Origin of the sequence: Allobosea sp. AK1 (assembly GCF_006714945.1) — a bacterium.
GTDB lineage: Bacteria > Pseudomonadota > Alphaproteobacteria > Rhizobiales > Beijerinckiaceae > Allobosea > Allobosea robiniae.
Map to the genome: position 1 here is coordinate 3,644,817 of NZ_VFMG01000001.1, position 14,805 is coordinate 3,659,621.

At 66.3% G+C, this 14,805-nt stretch carries 17 protein-coding genes; 11 read left to right on the top strand and 6 right to left on the bottom strand.

Features of this window, described 5'->3' with window-relative positions; translation table 11 throughout:
* Nucleotides 1-116: 116 nt before the first annotated feature.
* From FHT98_RS17635 to efp, 3 genes are all read right to left on the bottom strand, one after another.
* On the bottom strand, nt 117-596 hold the full coding sequence (locus FHT98_RS17635) for a GNAT family N-acetyltransferase (RefSeq protein WP_142114780.1): 480 nt from the start codon (nt 594-596) through the stop codon (nt 117-119).
* Nucleotides 597-612: 16 nt separating this feature from the next.
* Nucleotides 613-1,131, bottom strand: coding sequence for a DUF1993 domain-containing protein (locus FHT98_RS17640; protein ID WP_061965663.1), 519 nt, complete (start codon nt 1,129-1,131; stop codon nt 613-615).
* An 89-nt stretch (nt 1,132-1,220) separates the two neighbouring features.
* On the bottom strand, nt 1,221-1,790 hold the full coding sequence (gene efp, locus FHT98_RS17645) for an elongation factor P (RefSeq protein WP_061965380.1): 570 nt from the start codon (nt 1,788-1,790) through the stop codon (nt 1,221-1,223).
* Nucleotides 1,791-1,905: 115 nt separating this feature from the next.
* Between efp and epmA the strand changes: the two genes are divergently transcribed.
* From epmA to FHT98_RS17660, 3 genes are read left to right on the top strand one after another with little or no spacing between them, the layout of a single operon-like run.
* Nucleotides 1,906-2,970 (top strand): EF-P lysine aminoacylase EpmA, encoded by a 1,065-nt coding sequence (gene epmA, locus FHT98_RS17650; protein WP_061965378.1) that lies wholly within the window; start codon nt 1,906-1,908, stop codon nt 2,968-2,970.
* On the top strand, nt 2,967-4,034 hold the full coding sequence (locus tag FHT98_RS17655) for a lysine-2,3-aminomutase-like protein (RefSeq protein WP_061965376.1): 1,068 nt from the start codon (nt 2,967-2,969) through the stop codon (nt 4,032-4,034). The genes epmA and FHT98_RS17655 overlap by 4 nt, the downstream gene beginning before the upstream one ends.
* Before the next feature lie 15 nt (nt 4,035-4,049).
* On the top strand, nt 4,050-4,712 hold the full coding sequence (locus tag FHT98_RS17660; RefSeq protein WP_061965374.1) for a DsbA family oxidoreductase: 663 nt from the start codon (nt 4,050-4,052) through the stop codon (nt 4,710-4,712).
* Nucleotides 4,713-4,790: 78 nt separating this feature from the next.
* Here FHT98_RS17660 and FHT98_RS17665 read toward each other — a convergent pair whose 3' ends face one another.
* A complete protein-coding gene (locus tag FHT98_RS17665) occupies nt 4,791-5,555 on the bottom strand; it encodes a sulfite exporter TauE/SafE family protein (RefSeq protein ID WP_061965372.1) in 765 nt (254 codons plus the stop codon).
* 179 nt (nt 5,556-5,734) lie between these two features.
* Between FHT98_RS17665 and pyrF the strand changes: the two genes are divergently transcribed.
* From pyrF to FHT98_RS17685, 4 genes are read left to right on the top strand one after another with little or no spacing between them, the layout of a single operon-like run.
* Nucleotides 5,735-6,442 (top strand): orotidine-5'-phosphate decarboxylase, encoded by a 708-nt coding sequence (gene pyrF, locus FHT98_RS17670; protein ID WP_061965370.1) that lies wholly within the window; start codon nt 5,735-5,737, stop codon nt 6,440-6,442.
* 38 nt (nt 6,443-6,480) lie between these two features.
* Entirely contained in the window at nt 6,481-6,768 is a 288-nt protein-coding gene (locus tag FHT98_RS17675) for a DUF1330 domain-containing protein (protein ID WP_061965368.1), read from the top strand.
* A gap of 2 nt (nt 6,769-6,770) precedes the next feature.
* Complete coding sequence (locus tag FHT98_RS17680; RefSeq protein ID WP_061965366.1) at nt 6,771-7,079, top strand: DUF1330 domain-containing protein; 309 nt, start codon at nt 6,771-6,773, stop codon at nt 7,077-7,079.
* 2 nt (nt 7,080-7,081) lie between these two features.
* Complete coding sequence (locus FHT98_RS17685) at nt 7,082-8,206, top strand: anhydro-N-acetylmuramic acid kinase (RefSeq protein ID WP_282568652.1); 1,125 nt, start codon at nt 7,082-7,084, stop codon at nt 8,204-8,206.
* Between the two features lie 135 nt (nt 8,207-8,341).
* Here FHT98_RS17685 and FHT98_RS17690 read toward each other — a convergent pair whose 3' ends face one another.
* Both FHT98_RS17690 and FHT98_RS17695 read right to left on the bottom strand, forming a co-directional pair.
* Entirely contained in the window at nt 8,342-9,481 is a 1,140-nt protein-coding gene (locus FHT98_RS17690) for a helix-turn-helix transcriptional regulator (RefSeq protein WP_113587680.1), read from the bottom strand.
* 120 nt (nt 9,482-9,601) lie between these two features.
* Nucleotides 9,602-10,543, bottom strand: a complete 942-nt coding sequence (locus tag FHT98_RS17695; RefSeq protein ID WP_244492715.1) for a PfkB family carbohydrate kinase — start codon at nt 10,541-10,543, stop codon at nt 9,602-9,604.
* Between the two features lie 59 nt (nt 10,544-10,602).
* On the opposite strand from FHT98_RS17695, the gene FHT98_RS17700 reads away from it, so the two are divergent.
* From FHT98_RS17700 to FHT98_RS17715, 4 genes are all read left to right on the top strand, one after another.
* Nucleotides 10,603-11,373 carry a GntR family transcriptional regulator gene (locus FHT98_RS17700; protein WP_248309245.1) on the top strand — a complete coding sequence of 257 codons (771 nt, stop codon included), beginning with the start codon at nt 10,603-10,605 and terminating at the stop codon, nt 11,371-11,373.
* Between the two features lie 187 nt (nt 11,374-11,560).
* Entirely contained in the window at nt 11,561-12,169 is a 609-nt protein-coding gene (locus FHT98_RS17705) for a helix-turn-helix transcriptional regulator (protein ID WP_185745202.1), read from the top strand.
* A 113-nt stretch (nt 12,170-12,282) separates the two neighbouring features.
* On the top strand, nt 12,283-13,077 hold the full coding sequence (locus FHT98_RS17710) for a bestrophin-like domain (protein WP_061965356.1): 795 nt from the start codon (nt 12,283-12,285) through the stop codon (nt 13,075-13,077).
* A 123-nt stretch (nt 13,078-13,200) separates the two neighbouring features.
* Nucleotides 13,201-14,769: an ABC transporter substrate-binding protein gene (locus FHT98_RS17715; RefSeq protein ID WP_142114781.1), complete on the top strand. Its 1,569-nt coding sequence runs from the start codon at nt 13,201-13,203 to the stop codon at nt 14,767-14,769.
* Nucleotides 14,770-14,805: the final 36 nt, after the last annotated feature.

A 14,805-nucleotide genomic window follows, 5' to 3' on the forward strand; every position in this document is an offset into this window, starting at 1 on the left:
GGTGCGCGTACATCCGGCGTCAAACGTTCGGCTCATGGCCGTCTTCAACGGCGCTGGAGAGCTGTGGAACGCTCTCGACATCGCCGTAATCCCAAGATGGGAAGGGCGCTTCCCGATTACAAGTCCCCGGTCGAAAAAGATCGGCGCCACTCGTAAAGTGCGTCCGGCTCACCTTCCTCGTTGCGCTCGCCGTCGTTGAGGTCGACGAGGCGGAAGCCGTGGCGCTCGTAGAAGGCCCGCGCAGCCATGTTCCGCTGGAAGGTGAACAGATGGAGCCGCTCCGGGCTCAACTCCTTCGCCTTGGCGAGAAGCAGCGAGCCGATGCCGCGCCGGAACTCTCCCGGCAGCAGGTAGAGCTGGTCGAGGTCCTCGCCGTCGAGGCAGAGAAAGCCGAGGATGCGCCCGGTCTCCCGCGCGACCCAGGTCTCGCCGGTGGCGAGCCTGACATGCGCGATCCAGCCCCGCACCTCGTCGTCGCTATGGACACGGCGCAGCCAGGGCAGGGCCTCCGCGCGCGACGCCAGATAGAGCGCGGCGATCTCCCCGGCATCCCGGGGAGAGGGGCGTTCGATCGTGATGGCCGGCATCAGGCTCATGTCAGGAAGGCTGGCCTCAGGCGTCGAAGACGCCGAGCAGGAAGTCCTGCTTGCCGATCTGGAAGCCGTTCTGGCGCAGGATGTCGTAGGCCGTCGTAGCGTGGAAATAGAAGTTCGGGATGGCGAAGCGGGTGAGATAGGCCTCGCCGGTCATCGTCACGGTCGCCGAGGGGCCGCGCGGGAAGGTGACCTCGCGGGCGAGCCCGGCATCGAGCACGGCGCTGTCGGCCGCGGCGACGAAGGCGAGCGTCTTGGCGATGCGCTCCTTCAGCTCCGGGAAGCTCTTCTCCTCGTCGGGGAAGCGCGGGTTCTCGCCGCCCGAAAGGCGCGCGACCGCGTTCTTGGCGAAATCGCAGCAGAGCTGGATCTGGCGGGTGAAGGCCAGCATGTCCGGCGCGAGGCGGGCGGAGAGCAGCACTTCCGGCTGGATCTTGCGGGTCTCGGCCTGTTGCACGGCCTTGTCGAGAATGGCGTCGAGCGCCTTGAGCGTCTGCACGAAGCCGGAAAGGGCGGCGGCCTTGACTGTGAGCGTCATGATGTCCTCGGAAACGACAACGGGCCCGGAAAGGGCCCGCTGCGAAAAGCTATAGAGGAGAATTTTCTGCTGCGCTCTGCGCCAGCAGATCAATCCTTCGCGCGCTCGACATAGGAGCCGTCGGCCGTCATCACGACGACGCGGGTGCCGATGCCGACATGCGGCGGCACTGCGCTGCGCACGCCGTTCGAGAGGATCGCCGGCTTGTAGGAGGAGGAGGCCGTCTGGCCCTTGGTCACCGGCTCGGTCTCGACGACTTCGAGCGTGACGCGCTGCGGCAGTTCGATTGCGACGGCCTTGTCCTCGAACACCGAGAGCGAGACCTTCATGTTCTCCTGGAGATAGGGAGCGGCGTCGCCGATCACGTCCTTGTCGACCGGGATCTGATCGTAGGTCTCGGGGTTCATGAAGACGTACTGCTCGCCGTCCTGGTAGAGATAGGTGAAGTCGCGGTCCTCGACATAGGCGCGCTCGACCTGCTCGGTCGTCTTGTAGCGCTGGGTCATCTTGGTGCCGTCGGAGATGCGGCGCATGTCGATCTGCGTCGTCGGCGTGCCCTTGCCGGGGAAGAAGCTCTCGGCCGAGATGACGGTGCAGAGATGTCCGTCCAGATCCAGGACGTTGCCCTTGCGGACGGAAGAGGCGATGACCTTGACCACGTGAATGTCCTTCTGGTGCGCGGCGTTCCGCCGCGCTATGCGAATTCTGTCGCCGCGCAACTACCGCATTCGCGCGCGAAACGAAAGCTTTCCGACGCATTCGACGCGAGTTTCGATGAGTTCGTCCCCGACGCCGTTCTGGCGCCCCGACATCCATGCCGACCGCCGCCCGGCCTTGCTGGCGCGGGGGCGGATCAAGGCTGCGCTGCGGCGTTGGTTCGAGAACCGCGACTTCACCGAGGTCGAGGCGGCGATCCTCCAGGTCTCGCCCGGCAACGAGACGCATCTGCACGGCTTCGCGACGACGCTGATCGACAACGCGGCCGCGCCGCATCCCTATTACCTGCACACCTCGCCGGAATTCGCAGCCAAGAAGCTGCTGGCGGCCGGCGAGCGCCGCATCTTCGATTTCGCCCGCGTCTTCCGCAATCGCGAGCGCACCGCGCTGCACCATCCCGAATTCACGATGCTGGAATGGTATCGCGCCGGCGAGGGTTACGAGGCGCTGATGCAGGACTGCGCCACACTGATGGCCGAAGCCGCCCGCGCTGCCGGCGCTTCCATGCTTCGCTGGCGCGGTATCGAGGCCGACCCCTTCGCCGAGCCCGAGCGCCTGACCTTGCAGGAGGCCTTCAGGCGCCATGCCGGGATCGACCTGTTGCGCACGGTGACAGCCGATCAGGAGGTTGATCGCGGCGGGCTCGCAGCCGATGCGATCGAGGCCGGAATCCGGGTTACCGACGACGATAGCTGGTCCGACATCTTCAGTCGCATCCTGTCCGAGCGCATCGAGCCGCATCTCGGCCGTGGCCGTGCCACGATCCTCTGCGAATACCCAATTAGCGAGGCCGCGCTCGCAAGGCCTAAGCCCGGCGATCCGCGTGTGGCCGAGCGTTTCGAGCTCTATGCCTGCGGCGTCGAGCTCGCCAATGCCTTCGGCGAGCTCACCGATCCGGCCGAGCAGCGCCGTCGTTTCGAGGCCGACATGGACGAGAAGGAGCGCATCTATGGCGAGCGCTATCCGGTCGACGATGATTTCCTGGAAGCGCTGGCGCTGATGCCGGCGGCATCCGGCATCGCGCTCGGCTTCGACCGGCTCGTCATGCTCTGCGTCGGCGCGCGCCGGATCGAGGATGTGCTCTGGACGCCGGTCGCGGAACCGGGCAGGGGAGGGGCATGACCGTTCACCAGCCCCCCGGTGGCCAGCCTTTGCGCAGCATCGACGCGCTCGTCGAGGCCGGCTTGGCCGCGCCCGCGCGCCGCGATGCCCTGCAGAAGGTGGCGGAGCGCTATGCCGTCTCGGTGACGCCGGCCGTTGCCGGGCTGATCGATCCGGCTGATCCCACCGACCCGATCGCGCGCCAGTTCATCCCCGACGCTGCCGAACTCACGACGCTGCCGCAGGAACTGGCCGACCCGATCGGCGACGAGGCTCATTCGCCGGTCGAGGGCGTGGTCCATCGCTATCCCGACCGCGCCCTGCTCAAGCTCGTCCATGCCTGCCCGGTCTATTGCCGCTTCTGCTTCCGGCGCGAGATGGTCGGCCCCGGCGGCGATGCCTTGACCGGCGCCAAGCTCGACGCCGCGCTCGCCTATCTCGCCTCCCGGCCCGAGATCTGGGAGGTGATCATGACGGGCGGCGATCCCTTCATTCTCTCCGCCCGTCGCGTGCGCGAGGTCGCGAAGCGTCTTGCCGCGATCCCGCATATCAAGGTCGCGCGCTGGCACACCCGCGTGCCCGTCGTCGATCCCGGCCGGATCACGCCGGACTATGCCAGGGCACTGCGCATCCCTGGCAAGGCGAGCTATATCGCCATCCACGCCAATCATCCGCGCGAGTTCACCGACGATGCCCGCACCGCGATCGCAACGCTCGCCGATGCCGGCCATGTCCTGCTCAGCCAGTCGGTGCTGCTCAGGGGCATCAATGCCGATGTCGGGACGCTCGGTGCCCTGATGCGCGCCTTCGTCGAGAACCGCATCAAGCCCTACTACCTGCACCATCCCGATCTCGCGCCCGGCACCTCGCATTTCCGTTTGACGCTTGAGGAGGGGCAGGCGCTCGTCAAAAGCCTGCGCGGCAACCTTTCCGGGCTGTGCCAGCCGACCTATATCCTCGACATCCCCGGCGGTGCCGGCAAGATTCCGGTGGGCCCCGCCTTCCTCTCCGGCTGCGAGACGCCGGGCGTGGAAGCGCTCGCCGAAGACCGGCATGGCGGGCAGCACCGCTACCCGCCTGCCTGAGACAAGGACATCGACATGCAGGACAAGATGCCGCTCGCGATCGTCTCCGACATCGCCTGCCCCTGGTGCTTCATCGGCAAGGCCCGGCTGGAGACGGCGCTGGAGCGCTATGGCCTGAACGAGCGCTTCGCCATTACCTGGCTGCCCTACGAACTCAACCCGGAGATGCCCGAGGAGGGCATGGATCGTACCCACTATCTCGAAAGCAAGTTCGGCCCCGGCAAGCGCAAGGAGATCGAGGTTCGGCTGTCGGAGGCGGCGCTGGAGAGCGGCGTCACCTTCAACTGGGCGAAGGTGACGAAGAGCGTCAACACCCGCATGGCCCATATGCTGGTTGCAGCCGCCTCGACGGTGCAGCGCGGGGGCGACATGACGGCGGCCCTGTTCAAGGCTTATTGGCAGGATGGGCGCGACATCGGCGATCTGGAGACGCTGATCCAGATCGCGGTCGAGCAGGGCTTCGACGAACAGGCCGCCCGCGACGAACTCGCCAATGACGAGTTGCGCGAGACCGTGATCGGGCTGGAGGATCACGCTCGCAAGGTCGGCGTCACAGGCGTGCCCTTCTTCATCGTCGACGGCAAGCTCGCGGTCTCGGGTGCGCAGCCGCCGGAAGTCTGGGCGCAGGTCTTCCAGCAGGTGCTGACGGCGCAGGCTCCGCAGGAGCCGCAGTTCTAGCGCCTGCCGGGTTTCTCGACGCAGCCACGCCGTCGTTCAGGGGGGCGTCACGCTCGCCTTTGTAGCGAGCATGATGGTTCAGAATCCAAGCAGGTGAATAGCCGCCGGCGCGCCGAGCGAAACGCCCGACAGGAACAGCAGCAGGAACACCATCTGCCGCATGACGGCTTGCGAAAGCGGGGGCGGATAGCGGCGTGCCAGATGTGTTCCCGCGATCACTGCCGGAATGGCGAAGAGAGCCGATAGCGTCGATGCCGCGGGAATCTGCTGGGAGGCGATGACGAGCCCTGTGCGGAACAGGGCGTTCAGCGCGAAGATCGTCACCAGCGTTTCCCTGACGACGACGAGCGGCATCGGCTGGCGGTAGAAATGGTAGACCAGCGGCGGGCCAGCGGTCGAGAACAGACCGCCCATCAATCCGGCGATGCCACCGAAGAACAGGAAGCTGGGGGCTCGCGACGGCTGCCGGAACGCGTCGGGTTTCCGCGCGAGCTGCAGGCTGGAGACGATGATCACGAAGCCCAGCGCCAGTCGCAGCAGATCGGCCCGGCTCGCGGCGAGCCATTCCAGCAGATTGAAGCCGATGAAAAGGAAGGGCCAGCTCGCGATCAGAACCAGCGCGAATTTGCGCCAGTCGACATCGCGCCAGCCCTTGAGCAGCATCTGCGCCGCGTTGACCAGCGTGAGAACGCTGACGAGCATGGCGGCATCGGGCAGCGAAAGCAGACCGGTCAGGCCGACGCCGCCCATCGTGATCAGCCCGAAGGCGAAACCGGTCAGCGTCTGGACATAGGCGGCCATGCCGGTCAGCAGCAGAAACCCGGTCAGGGCAGCCCAGGACATCGTCGGCGTCTCCGAGGAAGCGGAGCGTGTGGCCTAGAGGGTCGGCCGGTCGGGGGAAACAGGTTTCTCGGAAAGGCAGCAATGCGCAGAAGGATGTTCTCCGTGCCGGGCTCGCGCTTCCCGCGCTTGCATCCTGCTTCGAATCATGCGCCTTCCCTCGAAACTCAGGGAGCCGGTTGATGAACCCGAAGATCAACGATGTCCGCGACCGCCTGATCGTCGCCCTCGACGTACCGACCGTGTGGGATGCCTACCGCCTGGTCTCGACGCTGGGCGACGGCGTCACCTTCTACAAGATCGGCTATCGCCTCGCCTTCGCCGGCGGCCTCGATCTCGCGCGCCAGCTCGTCGCCGAGGGCAAGAAGGTCTTCCTCGACCTCAAATTGCACGACATCGGCAACACCGTGACCGAGGGCGTGGACTCGCTGACCAAGCTCGGCGTCACCTTCCTCACGGTCCATGCCTATCCGCAGACCATGCGCGGTGCCGTCGAAGGCCGCGGCGATGCCGACCTGAAGCTGCTCGCGGTCACTGCGCTCACCTCCTATGACGATGGCGACCTGCGCGATGCGGGCTATGGGCTCGCGGTGCGCGATCTCGTGCGCCTGCGCGCCGAGCAGGCTCGCACGGCCGGCATCGACGGCATCGTCTGCTCGGCTGCCGAGACGGCGATCGTGCGCGAGGTCATCGGGCCGGACATGGTCATCGTGACGCCGGGCATCCGGCCTTCCGGGAGCGCGGCGGGTGACCAGAAGCGCACGCTCACCCCGGCCGAGGCGATCCGCGTCGGCGCCGATCATCTCGTCGTCGGGCGTCCCATCATCCGCGCGGCAGACCCGCGTGCGGCGGCGGGCGCGGTCATGGACGAGATCGTCGCGGCTTCGTAAGCTCCGGTCCGAACCCGATTCAGCCAACGGATAGCACCATGCCCAAGGGATATGTCATCGGCCGCGCCAAGGTCTCCGACGCGACCAAATGGGCGGGCTATGCCGCCAAGGCCTCCGAGGTCATGAAGATCTACGGCGGCACGCCGATCGTGCGTGGCGGCCAGATGACGGTGGGCGAAGGCGAAGGCCGCGCCCGCAACATCATCATCGAGTTCAAGGATTTCGCATCGGCGCGGGCCTACCTCTTCTCCCCTGAATATGCCGAGGCGCGCAAGCTGCGCGAAGGTGCCGGCGAGATCGATCTCGTCGCCGTCGAGGGAGCCTGACCGTGGCCAAGGGCTATTGGATCGCGCGCGTCGACGTCGAGAACGCCGAGGCCTACGCCAAGTACCGTTCGCTCAATGCCGTAGCCTTCGCCAAATACGGTGCGAAGTTCCTGGTTCGCGGCGGCGAATACAAGCTCGCCCGCGGCGAGGGCCGCAAGCACAACGTCGTTATCGAGTTCAAGGACGAGGAGACGGCCCGCGCTTGCTACGCCTCGCCCGAATACCAGGAAGCGGTGAAGCACCTGAGCAGCGCCGGCCAGTCCGATCTCGTGATCATCGGCGGCTATGACGGGCCGCAGCCGGGCGAATAGCCTTGTCCGGCGCGAGGCCTGAGGCCGACCTGTCGCAGGAGAGCCTGACCGCGATCGGCGTGATCAGCGGCACGTCGATGGATGCCATCGACGTCTCGCTGGTGACGAGCGACGGGCACGACGCCGTCTCCTTCGGCGCCGGCGCGTCCTATCCCTACCGCGACGCCACGCGCCGGGAGCTTCAGGCCGTGATCGCCGATGCCGAGCGGGCCGGGCGCGCTCCGCTGGCGGAGCTCGAAGCCGCCGTCACCGCCGACCATCTCGCCGCCGTCCGGGCCTATATCGCCGATCAGGGGCTTGCTCTCGCCGCGATCGATCTCGTCGGCCTGCACGGCCAGACGGTCTACCACCGGCCGGAGCAGCGCTTCACCCGTCAGCTCATCGACGGTCAGGCGGTGGCCGATGCGCTGGGCATCCCCACGGTCGACCGGTTCCGCGATGCCGATGTCGCGGCCGGCGGGGAGGGCGCGCCCTTTGCCCCGCTCTATCATCGCGCCCTCGCGCAGGGCCTCGAGCAGCCGGTGATGGTCCTCAATCTTGGCGGCGTCGGCAATGTCACCTATATCGACGGCGATACCGTCGTCGCCTTCGATACCGGTCCGGCAAGCGCGATCCTCGACGATTTCGTGCTGCGCCGGCTCGGCCGGCCCTATGACGCTGATGGCGCGCTGGCGGCCAGCGGGCGCGTGCATGACGATCTCGTTGCCGGCTTCATGGCCAATCCCTTCTTCGACCGGCCTGCGCCGAAATCGCTCGACCGCAATGATTTCCATCGGCGTGCCCAGGTTGTCGAGCAGCTCTCGGATGCCGATGGCGCGGCGACGCTGGCAGCCTTTACCATCGAGAGCCTCGTTGCGGCGCTGCGCCATGTCCCACGCCGGCCGCAGCGCTGGCTCGTCGGCGGCGGCGGTCGGCTCAACCGGCATTTCATGATGCGGCTTGCCGAGCGGCTGGGTGTGCCGGTCGAGCCGGTGGAGGCGGTCGGCTGGAACGGCGATGCGCTGGAGGCGCAGATCTTCGCCTATTTCGCCATACGCTCGGTGAAGGGGTTGCCGCTGAGCCTGCCTTCGACCACCGGCGTGCCCAGGCCGATGACGGGCGGCCGGTTTCATCGGCCGGCCGGATAATCTCCGTCATTTGGATGACGAAACGGCCGCGGCGTCTCGTCTAGGTTCGTTTTCATGGCCTGACCGAGAGGAAGCTAGGAAAACAAACCGTAGACGCGGCGAATGTTGCTTGAGATCAGCCCAGATGGCGAGGATTCAGCGCGGCCGAAGAGGGAGTTCCGCGCTGCGCAGCAGTGAAACGAGCTGACTTTGCTGTCGGGTATTCGTCTTCTGGAAGATCCGCGCCAGATGCGTGCGTGCAGTCGAAATCCGGACACCCTGGGCTTCGGCGGCTTCGGTCAGGGATGATCCGCTCGCGAGCGCGGAGGCGAATTTGGCTTCGGTATCGGTGAGGTCGAAGAGCTGGCGTGCGCAGGCGACGAGATTGGTCGCCGTCTCGAGGCGCCGCAGCGCGATCAGGACCTGGCCGGCCGCTTGATCCTGGGCAGGCGAAGGGGGCGCTGGCATGGCGCAGGCCGAAAGCGAATGAGAACCATCCTCGCCATGCAAAATCATGCTGGCCTGATGATGGGCGAGGGGGTCCAGTGCGCTCCGCAAGGCGCCTTCGACCAATTGCCTGAGCTGGCGCTGGTCGGCAGGCTGACGTGCGAACAGGCGGCCCTGGCGCAGCTTGAGCGCGCCGTCAGGGTCGGCCAGGATCTCGTCGGCGCCTTCATTGGCGTAGGTGATGCGCATGTCCTGGTCGAGGATCGCGAGGCCGATGGCGATCCGGTCGAGAGCGCCGCGAGCTTCGTCCCGCTGGATGGTCACCCGGCCGATATGGCGGCGCAGTTCGACCACGCGCCGCAACACCGGATAGAGCTTTTCGAGCAGGGCGGCATCCTCGGCGTCGAAACCCTCCTGATGTCGCCCGCGCTGCACGTCGAAGAGCCAGAAGGCCTGCCCATTCCCGGCAAGCCGGCAGGCCAGGCCGCCAAACATGTCCTGCGGGCGCATCCATTCCTGCCAGACGCGGGAGCTGCGCAGGGCTTCCGCGCCGAACACCTCGTGATCCCGGTAGATCGCACCGTACGGGATGTCGCGCAGCGTGCCGCCCATCTCGATGAAATCGGGCGCGAGTTCGCCGGTGCAACGCTCCTGCAGCGCTTCGTCGGGATCGGTCGCATAGGATGCCCAGTCGTCGGGGTGGGGGCCGATCCCGGCGAAGCAGGCTTTCGAGCCGTTGAAGAGTTGCCGCATCGCTTCCGCGGCGGCCTGCATCTGTCCTTCGTCCATCGCCCCGACCAGCAGCCGGTCGATCGTGGACATGACGGTATCGACGTCGAGGCGCGGCATGAGAAATCCCGGCTGGCCAAGGAAGGCGCATGCGTGATGCACGCTTCCCAAAATAGCAGGATGGGTCGGTCAGGAAAAGTCCAAAAGCAATCCAAATTTTCTCGTCGCGAGGAAGCCGTTTCACCTCCCGCTCATGAGCGCGATGGCGTCGGCCGTGGGCAACGCCTCGAAGACGCCGTGACGGGTGGTCGTCAGGGCGCCCGCCGCCGCGGCGTCGCGCAGGGCTTCGGGCAAGGCCAGTCCCATCGCCAGCCGAACCCCGAGCGTCGTGGCGAAGGCGTCGCCGGCGCCGAGCGAATCGATCGCCTCGACCGGGAAGTCCGCCTGCACGATGGTGGGAGCATCCGCCGTGACGGCCACGGCTCCGGCTGCACCTCGGGTCAGGACGACGAGACGCGGGCCGTGCTTCAGGAGCGCCGGCCCGAGTTCCCTCGCGAAGCGATCCGGATCGGTTGCCTCGTCCTGCTCCCGTCCAAGCGCGGCCGCGAGGCCGCGGGCTTCGGTCTCGTTGATGATCAGGATCGAGGTCAGCGCCAGGATGGCGGCGGGAATCGGCCGGAAGGGCGAGGGGTTGAGCAGGGTCGGAATGCCTGCCTGCCGGGCCAGCGTAAAGGCCGCCTCGATCGGTGCATCGCCGATCTCGAACTGGGCCGTCACCAGCGCCGCAGCGGCAATGGCCGGCGCCCGCTGCCGGACATGCGCGGCCGTGAGGGCGAGATTGGCGCCGGAGGCGACGGCAAGGCAGGTCTCGCCGCTGGCGTCCGTGAAGCCGATGCCGCTACCCGTCGCGCCGTCGAGACGGACCAGCATCGATTGCGGCAGGCCGGCCCGTTCGAGCGCCGGCGGCGCGAAAGCTGCGGCGAGGTCGTCCCCGACGGCGAGCAGGCCCTCGACCGCGGCGCCAAGACGGCGGGCCATGATCGCCTGGTTCAGCCCCTTGCCGCCCGGCTCGATCGTCACGGTTTCGGCGGCGAGCGATTCCCCCGGGCGCGGGAAGCGGGCGACTTTCGCCGAGCAGGAGACGACGAAGCTTCCCAGGACGAAGACAGGTTTGCCGGTCATAGGGTTTGATTTTCCCATTCACGAACTGCTACGCGGGTTGTGTCACGCTCATGCCATCGATGACAGTGCCTAAGCAGATTGCAAAACCGCCCTTCCAGAACCTGCTGGAACTGCGTACCGACACCGCCAAGCCGCTTTACCAGCAGCTCGAGGACCAGCTGACTCAGCTGATCGGCGACGGCACGCTGCCGCCGGGCACGACCCTGCCGGCTGAACGTCAGCTCGCCGAGCGGCTCAGCATCAGCCGCGCCACCGTGCAGCGCTCCTACAACGCCCTGCGCGAGCGAAAATTGCTGAGCGCGCAGGGGCGGCTGGGCTCGATCGTGCAAGGGGCCGGACCGCGCCTGCATTCCGGCATGGACCGGCTCAAGGGCTTCACCCAGGAGATGCAGGAGCTCGGCCGTGTGCCGTCCTCCCGCATCGTCGAGCGCTCCGTGGTCAACGACCGCTCGATCGCCTCGATCTTCGGCCGTTCCTCGCATGCGCGCTTCCTCAAGCTGGTCCGCATTCGCTCCGGCGACGGCATCCCGATGTCGCGCGAGGTCGCCTGGTATAATCTGGAGCGGGCGCCGGACCTGGCGGAGAGCGATCTCTCCGGCTCGGTCTATGCCCGGCTCGCCGAACTCGGCCTGCCCCTGACGCGCTGCGACCAGACCATCGAGGCGGCGGCGCCGACGGCCGAGGAACGCGCCATCTTCGGCTTCGATGCTCCCGTGCCCTGCCTGCTGATCAAACGGCGCAGCTACGGCGCCGACGGTGACATGCTGGAATATGTCGAAGGTCTGTTCCGGGGCGATACCTATACCTACAAGCTGACGCTGACCGCCTGACGCGGGCGGTGGGGGAGCCTGCCGCGGGCGCCTGAAGGCGATATCCAATAACAGTCCAAAATCGAGAGGAGCATTGAACCTGCTCGCGCCTCGCCGCGACCAAAGAGAACGGAGCTGCATCCGGCCGGGTTTCGGTTCTCCGGCAGCAGGGTGCGGCGACCCGTCGATTGCAGGGATGGATATTGCGATGTCGCTTCACGTCTCGATTGCCGCCAGGACGAGCTACAGCCCGTTCCACGCACGCGCTCATGTCGACCCCGACGCCTTCGGGCGGACTTCCAGGCCGGTTTTCGTCATCGATGCCGAGCTGAACCAGCGCTTCGGCAACTGCGGCGCGGCAGCGCTGACCCGCGACGGCCTGGGGGGCATCGACCGCTTCACCGCCAGCGACAAGGATTTCATGGCGCGGTTGCAGCTCTGGCTGAAGCGTTGCCGCACTGGCAGTGCGGCCGGCGAGATGCGGTTGCCGCTGGTGCTGCGCAACGGCCGCCAGATCGCGATCGACGCGGTCCATCTGACGAGCATCGAATTGTTCGTCCTGACGGTGGACGATCCCGAAAGCGCGATGGATCGCAACATCGCCCGTGTCAGCGAGGCCTGCGGCCTGACGCCGACCGAGGAGCGCATGCTCGTCCTGATGGTCGAGGGGCTCGACACGATCATTGCCGCCAAGCGGCTGGGCATCGCCCCGACCACCGCCCGGACCCATCTCCAGCGCCTGTTCGCCAAGACCGGCACGGCCCGGCAGAGCGAACTCGTCCGCTTCGTCGCGACCTATGTCGAGGAGCTCCGCTGAGCACGCGGGTTCGATGGCGAGGAATTCGTCGCCTCTGTTGACAGGACCTGCGGTCGCACGCCCATCTGGGCCGGTATGCGCAAGGACCGCATCCGTCCGGAGCGATCGCGACCATGGCCGAGACGCTGGCAGCCTTCATTTTCTGCGCATTGCTCAGCGGGAGCGCCATCTTCGGCGTCAAGCTGCGGGGCTGGCTGTCGGAGGAGCATCTCTCCGAACGCACGATGGAGGCGATCCGGCTGGTGACGAGCCTGCTCGTGACCTTCGCCGCCCTCGTGCTCAGTCTGCAGCTTTCCAGCGTCAAGGCGGCCTTCGATACGGCCTATCGCGATCGCAATGCCGATGCGGCTGGGCTCGCCCAGTTCGATGAATGCCTGCGCAGCTACGGGGCCGAGGCAGATCCGATCCGGCTCGACCTGCGCGGCTATACGGCGGGTGTGATCGCAAGTACCTGGCCAGACGAGCCCAAGCCCGCGGGCGTCTCCTATCCCGACACCGCTGCCATGGCGCGCGAAGGCGCCGATCCCGCGCTCGGCGCCCTGATCGGCCGTATCGGCCGGGCGATCAACGGCCTGAACCCTGCCGATGCGCTTCGCGCCAACCTCGCGGCAGAGTGTCGAGCCACCTATCAGCGCGTGCAGCAACGGCGCTGGGCGGTGATCGAGGATGTGCGTGGCCCCGTCTCGCCGCTGTTCACCAGCGTCATGACCTTCTGGCTGATGCTGGTCTTCCTGAGCTTCGGCTTGCAGATTCCGCGCAAGCGCCTCGCCGCGATCGTGCTGGCGATCGGTATTGTCTCGATCTCGACGGTGATGTTCGTGATCACCGATCTCGAGACGCATTACGGCGGCCTGTTCGGCATTCCCAGCACCTCGATGCGCGATGCGCTGGCGGGCATGGCGCGCTGACGCGTCCGGGCAGTTGGCGCGGCGCTTGCCAAGAGACGCGTGATCGGGTGCGATGGCGCCGGACGATCCTAACGGATCCGATTCAAACGATATGATCTCGATACGAGACAGGGGAACGAGCAGATGACGGCGAAGGCTAGGGGTTTGAGATTCGGTCTGGCGCTGGCGGCGTCGGTTCTCGCGCTGGGTGCGGCAACCGCGCAGGAGCCGAAGAAGGGCGGGACGGTCCATGTCGTCGTCCAGCCCGAGCCGCCCATGCTGATGCAGGGCCTCAACCAGAACGGCCCGACCAACATGGTTGCCGGCAACATCTACGAGTCGCTGCTGCGCTATAACGAGAAGCTCGAGCCGCAGCCCTCGCTCGCCAAGAGCTGGGAGATCTCCCCGGACGCGAAGACCTATACCTTCAAGCTCCAGGAAAACGTGAAATGGCATGACGGCAAGCCGTTCACGGCCGATGACGTCGTCTTCACCCTCGACAAGTTCCTGCGCGAGGTCCATCCGCGCTGGCGCCCGATCGTCAACGCCCAGGTCGAGAAGATCGAGAAGGTCGACGATCTCACCGTGAAGATCGTACTGAAGCAGCCCTTCGGCCCGCTGATCATCACGCAGGAGGTCGCCTCCGCGCCGATGATCCCCAAGCACATCTATGACGGCACGGATTATCGCGCCAACCCCGCCAACAACACGCCGATCGGCACCGGCCCCTTCAAGCTCAAGGAGTGGAAGAAGGGTTCCTATATCCACCTCGTCAAGAACGAGGACTACTGGCTGAAGGGCAAGCCGAACCTCGACGAGATCTACTGGCAGATCATTCCCGATGCAGCCGCCCGCGCCGTTGCCTACGAGACGGGCAAGGTCGATGTGCTGACCGGCGGCTCGGTCGATGTCTACGACGTTGCACGGCTGTCGAAGCTGCCCAATACCTGCATGACCACCAAGGGCTGGGAGATGTTCGCCCCCCATGCCTGGATCACGCCCAACGTCCGCAACGGCATCCTCGGCAACAAGCAGTTCCGCCAGGGGCTGATGTACGCGATCGATCGCGAGTTCGGAAAGGACGTGGTCTGGGGCGGCCTCGGCAAGCTGCCGACCGGGCCGATCTCGTCCAAGACCAAGTTCTATTCGGCCGACGTGCCGAAATACACCTATGACCCTGCCAAGGCGAAGGAGCTGATCAAGGCCTCCGGCTACAAGGGCGAGACGATCAAGCTGCTCAACCTGCCCTATGGTGAGACCTGGAGCCGCTGGTCCGAGGCGATCAAGCAGAATTTCGAGGATGTCGGCGTCAAGATCCAGATCGAGAATACCGACGTGCCCGGCTGGACACAGAAGGCGTCGAACTGGGATTTCGACCTGAACTTCAACTTCCTCTACCAGCTCGGCGATCCCGCCATGGGCGTGGCCCGCTCCTACATTTCCTCCAACATTGCCAAAGGCAATCCCTTCGCCAATGTCGGTGGCTATTCCAATCCGGAAGTCGACAAGCTCTTCGCCGACGCGGCGATCGCGCCGACCGACAAGGAGCGCCAGGACCTCTACACCAAGATCCAGAAGATCTTGGCCGATGAATTGCCGGTGCTCTGGCTGCTGGAGATGGATTTCCCGACCATCTATCGCTGCAACGTCAAGAACCTCGTCACCACCGGCATCGGCGTCGACGACGGCTTCCGCGACGCCTGGAAGGAGTAAGGTCAGCTCCGAGGGGCGCGTCATCCCGGGCGCCGC

What these genes read in the sequence shown, in the direction of transcription:
- FHT98_RS17710 (WP_061965356.1), top strand. Translation starts at nt 12,283, where the DNA reads ATGGCCGAGACGCTGGCAGCCTTCATTTTCTGCGCATTGCTCAGCGGG.
- FHT98_RS17695 (WP_244492715.1), bottom strand. Translation starts at nt 10,543, where the DNA reads ATGACCGGCAAACCTGTCTTCGTCCTGGGAAGCTTCGTCGTCTCCTGC.
- FHT98_RS17705 (WP_185745202.1), top strand. Translation starts at nt 11,561, where the DNA reads ATGTCGCTTCACGTCTCGATTGCCGCCAGGACGAGCTACAGCCCGTTC.
- FHT98_RS17635 (WP_142114780.1), bottom strand. Translation starts at nt 596, where the DNA reads ATGAGCCTGATGCCGGCCATCACGATCGAACGCCCCTCTCCCCGGGAT.
- FHT98_RS17715 (WP_142114781.1), top strand. Translation starts at nt 13,201, where the DNA reads ATGACGGCGAAGGCTAGGGGTTTGAGATTCGGTCTGGCGCTGGCGGCG.
- FHT98_RS17675 (WP_061965368.1), top strand. Translation starts at nt 6,481, where the DNA reads ATGCCCAAGGGATATGTCATCGGCCGCGCCAAGGTCTCCGACGCGACC.
- pyrF (WP_061965370.1), top strand. Translation starts at nt 5,735, where the DNA reads ATGAACCCGAAGATCAACGATGTCCGCGACCGCCTGATCGTCGCCCTC.
- FHT98_RS17640 (WP_061965663.1), bottom strand. Translation starts at nt 1,131, where the DNA reads ATGACGCTCACAGTCAAGGCCGCCGCCCTTTCCGGCTTCGTGCAGACG.
- FHT98_RS17665 (WP_061965372.1), bottom strand. Translation starts at nt 5,555, where the DNA reads ATGTCCTGGGCTGCCCTGACCGGGTTTCTGCTGCTGACCGGCATGGCC.
- FHT98_RS17700 (WP_248309245.1), top strand. Translation starts at nt 10,603, where the DNA reads ATGACAGTGCCTAAGCAGATTGCAAAACCGCCCTTCCAGAACCTGCTG.
- FHT98_RS17690 (WP_113587680.1), bottom strand. Translation starts at nt 9,481, where the DNA reads ATGCCGCGCCTCGACGTCGATACCGTCATGTCCACGATCGACCGGCTG.
- epmA (WP_061965378.1), top strand. Translation starts at nt 1,906, where the DNA reads ATGAGTTCGTCCCCGACGCCGTTCTGGCGCCCCGACATCCATGCCGAC.
- FHT98_RS17660 (WP_061965374.1), top strand. Translation starts at nt 4,050, where the DNA reads ATGCAGGACAAGATGCCGCTCGCGATCGTCTCCGACATCGCCTGCCCC.
- FHT98_RS17655 (WP_061965376.1), top strand. Translation starts at nt 2,967, where the DNA reads ATGACCGTTCACCAGCCCCCCGGTGGCCAGCCTTTGCGCAGCATCGAC.